Here is an 11107-nt window from a genome sequence, read left to right on the forward strand (position 1 = left end):
TTGGTTTCATGGGGGAGTTAGATGCTTAAAATTGACTTAATTAACAACGTTTCTATTTTAAAAAGATTAGCGTTATTACAGTTTGTTCTATTTCTTTCACTAATACTAATTAGTTTTAAAGTTATAGCAAATGTTGTATATGTTTATGATGAGGGGTTTTTAAGGAATATCGTAACCGGGATAATTGGTTTAATTGTATTAGTATTTGTACATGAATTGATTCACGGTATTTGCTTTAAATTATTTAATCCTTCTTCTAAAGTTAAATATGGTTATATGAATGGTATGTTTTTTGCGACAATGCCTCATGCTATATTTAATAGGAAGCAGTTTTATATTATTTTGCTAGCACCTTTTGTCATAATAAGTTTAGCTTTACTTGTCTCTTTATTATGGCTACAAGTATCTTCTATCATTTATATCTTTTCTTTTCATGGTGCAACTTGTATAGGGGATTTCTATATGGTTCAAATTATTTATAGTAATAAACAGATGAAATACGTTGAAGATACTGAAGTAGGAATTAATCTATTTTCAGAGAACAAAGACTTACAATCAACAAGTTAATAGAAATTTTGATATAATATATAGGAATTTGGGCAACCAACTTCCTATTTTTTTGTAGAGGTGTATACAATGGAACGGCGAATAATTCATATCGATATGGATGCTTTCTTTGCTCAAGTGGAAGTGAGGGATAATCCAACATTAAAAGGTAAACCAGTCATTATAGGTGGACGAGCTTCTGGTAGAGGTGTGGTTTCAACAGCTAGTTATGAAGCTAGAAAATTTGGTGTACATTCTGCAATGCCAATGGCTCAAGCACATAAACTATGTCCTGATGGTTACTATGTTCGTCCAAGGTTAAATCATTATAGAGAAGTTTCGAATGACATCATGGCTATCTTTAAGAGTTATACAGATATCGTTGAGCCATTATCATTAGATGAAGCATATTTAGATGTTACAGAGCTCGTTAGAAGAGACTTACCAGCTTCAATGATCGCACAGTATATCCAAAGAGATATTTACGATAAGACGCATCTTACATCATCTGCAGGTGTATCTTATAATAAATTTTTAGCAAAACTCGCCAGTGGAATGAATAAACCGAGTGGAAGAACAGTCATAGATTATGAAAATGCACACGATTTATTGATGTCATTACCTATAGGAGATTTTGCAGGTATTGGAAAAGTAACCGAAGAAAAAATGAAAGAAAAAGGTATCCATACTGGGAAAGACTTATATCAATATAATCAAATGGAAATGATTCAGCTATTTGGAAAAAGAGGCGTCAGTTTTTATAATAAAGTGCGTGGTATTGATCACTCTCATGTTAAACCTACAAGAATTAGGAAATCAATCGGAAGAGAAACAACCTTTGAAACAGACCAAAATGATGATGATTTCATATTAAACACTATACGTCAGTTAAGTGGAGAAGTTGCTAATAGAGCAGATAGACATGAATTAGCCGGAAGAACAATTACAGTTAAGTTAAAAACACACGACTTTGAAACACTTTCTAAACAAACTAGTAGCAATACACCAGTATACGATGAAGTGGAAATATATAATATCGCATATGATTTGTATAATTCTCTTAAAGATACCGACATAGCTATCCGCTTAGTTGGTGTATCCATTGGGAATTTAGTTTCTAGAACTTACCGTAATTTAACGATATATGATTTCATATAAACACTTAACTTGATATTTAATTTTATCCTTAGTATTCTAATATAAGTTATGAACGAGTTTCATTTAAAAGAAAAAAGGGTATTATTTAATACTTACAAATAAGAAGGTAGAGATTGATATGAAATTTAAATTTTCAATTATAGCGATTACAGTGTTATTGATTATATTATTTATTAAAAGCTCCATTGATACAGGTACATTTGATGTAATAAAATTACTAGGAATTGTTGCAATTGCAATATTGTTATTCTGGTTAGATAAAAAACTAGAAAGACCTGTTAACAAAGCAAGCTTGAGAAGAGATTTAAAAAAAGAATTTCAACACAAAGAATAATATTGAAAAACAGTGAAGAAATATAACATTTCTTCACTGTTTTTTTATACATATTTTTTATCAGATAATGATTTGCCATATATACTTAGGACTGAATCTAAATCTGGGTAATGTTTTAAGAGTCGGTACGTTATGATCGCACATGCTTTTGCATCATTTAAGGCATGGTGATGTCCTTTAAAATCAATATTATAGTACGACATCATAGGTGCCAAGCCATATCGGGGGTTGTTTATAGTTTTTCTTGCTAATATACATGAACAAAAATAAGTTAAATCAGGAATCTCAATATCAAGTTTCATGAGTGATTTAAACAATACATTCATATCAAATTTAGCATTATGAGCAACGACTGGTAAATCACCGATAAAGTCCATCATATATGGAAAGACAATATCAAATGTAGGTGAATTAGTTACGTCTGAAGGTTTGATTTTATGAATTTTAATATTCATACTAGAAAAATAATCTTCAGGATTCACTAAAGTATAAAAATTTTCCGTAATTTGATGATCAACTACTTTAACCATCCCTACAGAACATATACTTTCGGGACTACCGTTAGCAGTTTCAAAATCTAGTGCTACGAATGAAGACATTTCATCACTTCCTTTAGAACGTAATTATAATCATATAAGGACATAAAGTAAATCATGATGAATTATAAATATAAGGTGTTAAAAGTTGATTGAATGACCGTAAGTGAGTGTGTGTAAGGGACATAATTCCGAGAAATGTCCGTAAGAGGTAGTGTAAGGGACAAAATTCTGAGAAATGTCCGTAAGAGGTAATGTCTAAGGAGCACAATTCAGAATACTGCCAGTTAGCGCAATCTAAGGAGCACAATTCAGAATTCTGCCAGTTAGAACTTTCTAAGGAGCACAATTCGGAATTCTGCTAGTTAGCGCATTCTAAGGAGCACAATTCGGAATACTGCCAGTAAGCCCCACAACCAAGCCCCGCAACCAACCCTCACAACCAACTCCACCCTCATTTTCCACACAAAAACCTAGCTAGGACAATTAATTTGTCCTAGCTAGGTTATATAATTCTAAATAATCAATTTTATTCAGAGCCTTCATCAAAGCTACGTGATGCTAGTTCTTTTTCATATATAAATAGTGCGTTGTTGTCTTCTTGAATTCTTTCTAAGTAATCAATATGCGTTTCAAACATTGATTCTTCTTCAACTTGTTCATCTAAGAACCAATTTAAGAATGAAATTGTAGCAAAGTCTTTTTCATCTTTAGCAATTTCAGATAAATTATAGAAACGACGTGTTACATCTTGTTCTTGTGCTAAACCATCTTTAAATGTTTCTAATAAAGAATTGAATTCTGTTTTTGGAGCATCTAATGATGTGAAGATAGCTTTTTCACCACGATCATTAATATAGTTATATATTTTCATGCCATGGAAACGTTCTTCTTTAGCTTGTTGAATATAGAAGTTTGCAAATCCATCGTAACTCTTGTCTGCACAATAAGCTGCCATTGCCATATATGCATGTGCTGCGTAAAATTCATGATTTAATTGATTGTTTAAAGCATCTAGAATATTTTTTGATAACATAAAATATCTTCCCTTCTATAATGAAAATCTATTACATCTTTATTATACAATAACAACAATTGGAAACCAACGAATTAACATAGTGAAACTCTTTTTTTAAAGCTTTTGAACGTGGTATAATAATGTGACAGAATAAGGAGGTAACGTATGAAGAAGTATGTTGCGAAAAATGTAGCGAAACTTGCGCGTTATGCAAGTAGAAAAGTAGGTAAACAAGGTACGGATCTTCCGGGACAATTAGCACGTAAAATAGACCCACTTATTTTAAGAAAGTTAGCTAATGATGTAGATGAAATCGTGATGATCAGTGGTACGAACGGAAAGACTACAACTTCTAACTTAATCGGTTATACATTAAAGAAGAATAATATCGATATTATACATAATACTGAAGGTGCCAATATGGCCGCGGGTATTACTTCAAGTTTTATTGTGCAATCTAATAAAAATACTAAAATTGCAATAATTGAAATAGATGAAGGTTCAATTCCAAGAGTGTTAAAAGAAATGACACCTACAATGATGGTTGTAACAAACTTCTTTAGAGATCAAATGGATAGATTTGGTGAGATTGATACGATGGTTGATAATATTGCTAATTCTATTAAAGATAAAGGTATTAAATTATTACTAAATGCAGATGATCCTTTTGTTAGTAGATTGAAAATAGCTAGTGATGATATTGTTTATTATGGCATGCAAAAGGGCATTCATGACTTTGAGCAAAGTACGATGGTTGAAAGTAAATATTGCCCGAATTGTGGACGCTTATTAAATTATAGTCATGTCCATTACAATCAAATAGGTCATTATACATGTGAATGTGGATTTAACAGAGCAACGCCTCAGTATGAAGTAACTTCGTTTAAACAAGAACCTTTTATACATGTTGGTCTAAATGATGCACATTTTGATATGAAAATAGCAGGTGATTTCAATGTGTTTAACGTTATTGCTGCCTATACAGTATTAAGAGAATTAGGACTTAATGATCAATCTATCAAAACTGGGTTTGAATCTTATACATCAGATAATGGTCGTATGCAATATTATAGAAATAATAAAAAAGAAGCATTAATTAACTTAGCTAAAAATCCAGCAGGACTAAATGCTAGTCTATCTGTAGGTGAGCAAGTTGACGGTGAAAAAGTTTATTTAATTAGTTTAAATGATAACGGCGCTGATGGTAGAGATATTTCTTGGATTTATGACGCTGATTTTGAAAAATTATCTAGACAAAATATTAAAGCAATTATTTGCACAGGACAAAGAGCTGAAGAGTTAGCTTTAAGATTAAAATATGCAGAAGTCAATGCAGACGTTATAATTGAAAATTCAATAGAAAAAGCAACTGAACTTTCAATGACTTATTCGCAATTTACAGTTGCGATACCTAACTATACATCATTGGCACCAATGCATAGGACGTTAAATAAATCCTTTAAGGAGGAAGCATAATGTTACCTATAAAGATATTTCATTTTATGCCGGATAAATTAAATTTATATGGAGATATAGGCAATATTATTGCACTTAAACAACGTGCAAAATGGCGCGATATTGAAGTTCAAGTAGTAGATATAACAGATACTGAGAATTTGAACTTAGATGATTGTGATATCTTCTTTATTGGTGGAGGTAGCGATAGAGAGCAAAGTCTTGCTACAGAACAATTAAAGAAAATTAAAACACAACTTAAAAATGCTATAGAAGACGGTATGCCAACTTTAACGATTTGTGGAGGTTATCAATTTTTAGGTTCAGAATATGTAACACCAGACGGTACAAGATTAGAAGGATTAAATATTCTTGATATATACACAGAATCTAAGAAAGATCGTTTAATAGGAGATATTGTAATTGAATCAGAAACGTTTGGACAAATCGTAGGATTTGAAAATCATGGTGGAAGAACATATCACGAATATCCAACATTAGGTAGAGTAGTTGATGGATTTGGAAATAATGATAATGACAAACGTGAAGGCATTCACTATAAAAATCTATTAGGTACATATTTACATGGGCCGATTTTACCAAAGAACCATGAAATTACAGATTACTTATTAAAACAAGCATGTATTCGTAAAGGACTAGAGTTTAAACCTGAACAATTAGACAATACTGTTGAAGAAGCTGCTAAACAAGCTATCATTAAAAGGTTGTTGAAAGCTAAATAGCAGAAGTAGAACATAATATAAACAACCTCCCAATCGAGATGATTGGGAGGTTGTTTATATTTCTAATGATTAAGATTAGTAAACAAATTCATTAGAGTGTATTTTGAATATTATTTAGATATTTTAGAATATCTATCATTCAATATTTTATTGATCATCAATAGCTCATAAATGACATGACTTTTAATTTGATTTTCGTCAAATTCATCAAGACCTTTCACACTATTTTTAAGTGTTGATGCTGCTTTTTTCTGTTTCATAAATTCATTGGTTGATTCTAGGTGTTCATACGATTTTAAGAAATTCGAGAGTGCTATACGCTCTTTTTCTGTAAAAATAATATGAGTGTTCTCAGGTAAATAAATTAAATTTAATAAATGTGCATTAAGTAAACGATTTGTATGATATTTCATTTCAACTTTTCTTATGTGCGATTTTGATTCTTTCTTTGTTCGATGATAATCATATTCTTCTTTTTGATATTTAATGAGCTGTTCAATTTTAGTAGCTGACTGTTGCAACGTTGTCATATTTTTCATAGAAGTAGCAGATTCATATTCACCAAGTAAAAGTTCTTTAAGTCTGTTTATGTATATCTTTAATATTTTATTATCCATTTCACTATTAATACTTTCAATTTGATAAATATATTTAGGAGGTAAAATAATAAAATTAACGATACCTGCAGTAGCAAGCCCAATAGTGGTAGTTGCTAATCGAGAAACAAAGTTATAAACAAATGCTTCATGAATAACAGGTACCATAGCAACTGCAGTAATAGCAGCCACTAACATACCATCCATTAATTTAAGTTGATAGCATATTAAAATAGTTACAGTAGCTGCTAATGAATAACTTAAAGGCGATTCACCAAAGAAATATGTACTAATGACAGCAATGAATGCACCAAGTATAGAAGCGGGAAAACGTACATAAGCTTTTTTTAAAGAAGCTTTAGCTGTAGGTTCTATTGTTACGATAGAAGTAATTACAGCAAATATAGGGTTTAAACTTAAAGACATACAAATTAATGCAGTTAAAAATGTAGCCAATCCTGTTTTAATAATTCTTGCACCGATAATTCGAGATAACCAATTTTCCTTCATACACAAAACTCCGAAATCATTTTTTTATAGTATAACATGCATTTTCTGATATAATTAAAAACGACAAAAAAATTTTAAAAAGAAAGAACGGGATTTAAATGATAATTCAAAACAATGAAGAACTTGAAGGCCTAAAAGAAATAGGCAAAATATGTGCAATAATTCGTGATGAGTTGAAAGCAGCAACTAAACCCGGCATAACTACTAAAGAAATAGATAACATTGCAAAGGAAAGATTTGAAGAATTAGAAGCTGAATCAGCTCCTATTGCAGAATATGATTTTCCAGGGTATACATGTATAAGCGTAAACGAAGAGGTAGCACATGGTATTCCAGGTAAACGTGTAATACAAGAAGGTGATTTAGTTAACATCGATGTATCAGCACGTAAGAATGGTTACTATGCTGATACAGGCATCTCATTTGTTGTAGGTGAAGCGGATGATCCTAAGAAACAATTAGTTGTTGATGTAGCTGCAATGGCGTTTGAAGAAGCTATGAAAAAAGTTAAACCTGGTTCTAAGTTATCTCAAATTGGTAGAGCGGTTAATTCTACAGCACGTAAACATGGCTTAAAAGTCATCAAAAACTTAACTGGACATGGTGTAGGTTTATCTTTACATGACTCACCACAACACGTCATGAATTATTTTGACCCATTAGAAAAACAATTACTAAAAGAAGGAATGGTTCTTGCAGTAGAGCCTTTTATATCTTCTAATGCAACAATTGTAAGTGATGGAAAAAATGATTGGGCATTTGAAACGAAAGATAAAAGTTATGTAGCTCAAATTGAGCACACAATTGTCGTTACTAAAGATGGTCCATTATTATTAACTAAACTAGAAGATTAATATTAGAGGCTGGGACAATTAATTTGTCTCAGCCTCTAATTAATATATTGGCAGTAGATGACTGGGACGACGAAATCTTTTTTATGAAATTAGATTTCTGTCATAATCTCTTTTCTAAGACTAAGGACCGATTGTAATTTCGTCCCTAGGTCCATTTTGAAATATTGAATAACATTTTATAATAGAGTTTAATCTGACAGAAGTAGGTGATTCTATGTTTAATGTTGTTTCAAACCAATTAAAACAACTCATTCTTGTTTCTTATTATGAAAGTTTAGATACATGCGCTAAGCATTTAGATGTTAAAATAAAAGCTATGAAGCAATATATAAGTTATTTAGAACAGAAAAAATGTCAATTAAGTAAATTAATTGATAATTATACTTTAGAATTAGACAATAAGTATATGGATAAAATAGAAGACTTTAAAATTACTTGTGCTAAAAAACTTGAAGACTATGATTTACAATTTTTGCAAAAACAAATTAACATGTTAGAAAGTGAATTAGCTAAAATAGAAGAAGCAATTAAATGTACTTTAGACCAAATAGCTAATACGATTGCAGAACGTTCTATGCTTACACAAATGAATTCACTTCTCTAAGATTGGGGTGGTAAGTTGAAGAATAAATTTATATCAACAGAATTGTTAATTATACTCACTGTATTAATTCTGTTGTCGAACATTTACTATATTTTCTTTGAAAAAATAGGATTATTACTTGTCGTAGTAATGGGGATTATTTTTATTTATGTAGGTTATTTATATTTTCATAAATTACGAGGATTAATTATATTTTGGATTGGCGCTATATTATTAATTTATGCCTTACTTTCTAATCCATATATGCTTGCCATTTTATTTTTATCACTCATTTTTTTAGTAGTAAGATATATTATATATCGAAAAAAACCGCTAAAAGTGGAACATGTAGAAAATACATCCAATGAAAATATAAATGAATCATTTATAAAACAGAGATGGTTTTCACCACAAAAAACACCTCACTACATTTATAAATGGGAAGATATACAAATTCAACAAGCAATTGGAGATATAGAATTAGATTTATCATTAGCTGCTAATTTATCCGAGAATAATGTAATTGTTGTAAGACAATATATTGGTAAGACACAAATAATTGTACCTTATAATTATCATGTGAATGTCCATATAACAGCATTATTCAGCAGGTTGTATATGAATGATCAAGTTTATAGAGTAAGAAATGAGACTGTGCATTACGAAGAAAACAGTCATAAAAATACTTTTAAAGTTAATATTTTCTTCTCAACATTTATGGGTGATGTTGAGGTGATATTCCGATGAATAACTACACTAGAATAATTGGGTCAATGCTCATTCTTATATATACAATTGTCGGTATATTATTTTTCTTAGATCGTATATTTATTAATATCATATATTTTCAAGGTATATTTTACACACAAATTTTAGGTGTACCTGCATTTTTATTTATAAATATAGTTGTCATCCTGTTATGTATTATTATAGGTTCAGCTGTAGCTTATAAAATTAATCAGCAACATCATTGGATAAAAGAACAAATAGAAAGATCAATACAAGGTGAAATATTAGGCGTAAATAATCATGAAATAGATTTACACCAAGAAACATTGGAAATTTACCACACTTTGATACCACTGCATGAAGAGCTTTATACTTTGAGATTGAAGTCACAAAAAATTATAAATGAATCGTATCAAATGAAAGACTCAGTCGTAAAAAAAATTATAGAAGATGAAAGACAACGATTAGCAAGAGAGTTACATGATTCAGTGAGTCAGCAATTATTTGCTGCTAGTATGATGCTTTCTGCTATTAAATCTTCAAATCTTGATGAACCACTTTCCAAACAAGTTGATTTATTAGAAAAAATGATACAAGATTCTCAATTAGAGATGAGAGCCTTATTATTACACTTAAGACCATTAGGACTTAAAAATAAATCATTAGGTGAAGGAATAAAAGATTTAGTAATAGACTTAAAACAAAAAATCCCTATGAAAGTTGTCTATGACATAGAAGATATAGATATTGCAAAAGGTACAGAAGACCATCTTTTCAGAATTACACAAGAAGCAATTTCAAATACATTGCGTCATTCTAAAGGTTCAAAAGTCTCAATCGAGTTAATTGAAACGAGTGATTATGTTATATTACGTATACAAGATGACGGAATAGGATTTGATACGTCGAATAGAGATTCACAAAGTTATGGTCTAAATACAATGAACGAACGCGCATTAGAAATTGGAGCAACTCTAAATATTATTTCAATGCCTAAATCGGGAACACGTATTGAAGTTAAGGTACCAAATAATAAGGAGGAACAGTATGACAATTAAAGTATTATTCGTAGATGATCATGAGATGGTTCGTATAGGTATTTCCAGTTATTTATCTACTCAAGAAGATATATCAGTCATAGGGGAAGCTGCTTCTGGTAGAGAAGGCATTGAAAAAGCCGAACAACTCGAACCCGATGTTATTTTAATGGATTTAGTAATGGATGATATGAATGGTATTGAAGCTACAGAACATATAAAGAAAAACCAACCAAGAGTTAAAATTGTTATGCTAACTAGTTTCATTGAAGATAGTGAAGTGTACCAAGCTTTAGATGCAGGTGTAGATAGTTATATATTAAAGACAACTTCTGCAGATGACATTGCAAATGCAATACGTAAAACATACAACAAAGAATCAGTATTTGAACCAGAAGTTTTAGTGAAAATGCGTAATAGAATGAACCAAAAAGCAGAATTATTTGAAATGCTTACTGAGCGTGAAATGGAAATCTTGCTATTAATTGCAAAAGGGTATTCAAATCAAGAAATAGCAAGTGCATCTCATATTACAATTAAAACAGTAAAAACACATGTAAGTAATATACTTAGTAAGTTAGAAGTTCAAGATAGAACCCAAGCTGTTATTTATGCATTTCAACATAACTTAATATCATAGGAAACATAGGCTGGACAAATATACTATATATTTAAAAGAGCAGAAATTCATTGTTAAAATTGAATTTCTGCTCTTTTTCTTGTATAAGTTTTTACACTTCTTTTGACTTGTGTGAATATGGGTATCTATAGTTACACTTCTTTTGACTTGTGTAAGCATGGGTATCCATAGTTACACTTCTTTTGACTTGTGTAAACATGAGTATCCATAGTTACACATCTTTTAACTTGTGTGAGCATGGGTATCCATAGTTACACTTCTTTTGACTTGTGTGAATATGGGTATCCATAGTTACACTTCTTTTGACTTGTGTAAACATGAGTATCCATAGTTACACATCTTTTAACTTGTGTGAGCATGGGTATCCA

The 11107-nt window shown here is 30.6% G+C and carries 13 protein-coding genes; 10 read left to right on the forward strand and 3 right to left on the reverse strand.

Features of this window, described 5'->3' with window-relative positions; all coding sequences use genetic code 11:
* The first annotated feature begins 21 nt into the window (after nt 1–21).
* The 3 genes from LQ668_RS09930 (at nt 22) to LQ668_RS09940 (ending at nt 2038) form a co-directional block, all read left to right on the forward strand.
* Nucleotides 22–567, forward strand: a complete 546-nt coding sequence (locus LQ668_RS09930) for a DUF3267 domain-containing protein (protein WP_107509763.1) — start codon at nt 22–24, stop codon at nt 565–567.
* 69 nt (nt 568–636) lie between these two features.
* Nucleotides 637–1704 carry a DNA polymerase IV gene (dinB, locus tag LQ668_RS09935; RefSeq protein ID WP_078358257.1) on the forward strand — a complete coding sequence of 356 codons (1068 nt, stop codon included), beginning with the start codon at nt 637–639 and terminating at the stop codon, nt 1702–1704.
* A 118-nt stretch (nt 1705–1822) separates the two neighbouring features.
* Nucleotides 1823–2038, forward strand: a complete 216-nt coding sequence (locus LQ668_RS09940) for a hypothetical protein (RefSeq protein ID WP_078358259.1) — start codon at nt 1823–1825, stop codon at nt 2036–2038.
* A 44-nt stretch (nt 2039–2082) separates the two neighbouring features.
* Here the strand turns inward: LQ668_RS09940 and LQ668_RS09945 are convergent, their stop codons facing one another.
* Both LQ668_RS09945 and LQ668_RS09950 read right to left on the reverse strand, forming a co-directional pair.
* A complete protein-coding gene (locus LQ668_RS09945; RefSeq protein ID WP_078358260.1) occupies nt 2083–2637 on the reverse strand; it encodes a 3'-5' exonuclease in 555 nt (184 codons plus the stop codon).
* A gap of 466 nt (nt 2638–3103) precedes the next feature.
* Nucleotides 3104–3610, reverse strand: a complete 507-nt coding sequence (locus LQ668_RS09950; protein WP_078358494.1) for a ferritin — start codon at nt 3608–3610, stop codon at nt 3104–3106.
* A gap of 147 nt (nt 3611–3757) precedes the next feature.
* Here LQ668_RS09950 and murT point away from each other — a divergent pair, with 147 nt between their 5' ends.
* On the forward strand, nt 3758–5068 hold the full coding sequence (gene murT / locus LQ668_RS09955; protein ID WP_078358495.1) for a lipid II isoglutaminyl synthase subunit MurT: 1311 nt from the start codon (nt 3758–3760) through the stop codon (nt 5066–5068).
* Nucleotides 5068–5790, forward strand: coding sequence for a lipid II isoglutaminyl synthase subunit GatD (gene gatD / locus LQ668_RS09960; RefSeq protein ID WP_078358496.1), 723 nt, complete (start codon nt 5068–5070; stop codon nt 5788–5790). Before murT ends, gatD begins: the two co-directional genes overlap by 1 nt.
* Before the next feature lie 110 nt (nt 5791–5900).
* On the opposite strand, the gene LQ668_RS09965 is transcribed toward gatD, so the two are convergent.
* A complete protein-coding gene (locus tag LQ668_RS09965; RefSeq protein WP_078358497.1) occupies nt 5901–6896 on the reverse strand; it encodes an FUSC family protein in 996 nt (331 codons plus the stop codon).
* Between the two features lie 98 nt (nt 6897–6994).
* Here LQ668_RS09965 and map point away from each other — a divergent pair, with 98 nt between their 5' ends.
* The 5 genes from map (at nt 6995) to LQ668_RS09990 (ending at nt 10739) form a co-directional block, all read left to right on the forward strand.
* Nucleotides 6995–7750 carry a type I methionyl aminopeptidase gene (gene map, locus LQ668_RS09970; RefSeq protein ID WP_078358498.1) on the forward strand — a complete coding sequence of 252 codons (756 nt, stop codon included), beginning with the start codon at nt 6995–6997 and terminating at the stop codon, nt 7748–7750.
* 214 nt (nt 7751–7964) lie between these two features.
* Nucleotides 7965–8354 carry a hypothetical protein gene (locus LQ668_RS09975; RefSeq protein ID WP_078358499.1) on the forward strand — a complete coding sequence of 130 codons (390 nt, stop codon included), beginning with the start codon at nt 7965–7967 and terminating at the stop codon, nt 8352–8354.
* Between the two features lie 15 nt (nt 8355–8369).
* Nucleotides 8370–9080, forward strand: coding sequence for a cell wall-active antibiotics response protein LiaF (gene liaF / locus LQ668_RS09980; protein ID WP_078358500.1), 711 nt, complete (start codon nt 8370–8372; stop codon nt 9078–9080).
* Entirely contained in the window at nt 9077–10120 is a 1044-nt protein-coding gene (locus tag LQ668_RS09985) for a sensor histidine kinase (protein WP_078358501.1), read from the forward strand. Before liaF ends, LQ668_RS09985 begins: the two co-directional genes overlap by 4 nt.
* Nucleotides 10110–10739 carry a response regulator transcription factor gene (locus tag LQ668_RS09990; RefSeq protein WP_078358502.1) on the forward strand — a complete coding sequence of 210 codons (630 nt, stop codon included), beginning with the start codon at nt 10110–10112 and terminating at the stop codon, nt 10737–10739. The genes LQ668_RS09985 and LQ668_RS09990 overlap by 11 nt, the downstream gene beginning before the upstream one ends.
* Nucleotides 10740–11107 lie beyond the last annotated feature (368 nt).

This window comes from Mammaliicoccus sp. K-M42 (assembly GCF_022386375.1).
GTDB lineage: Bacteria > Bacillota > Bacilli > Staphylococcales > Staphylococcaceae > Mammaliicoccus > Mammaliicoccus fleurettii.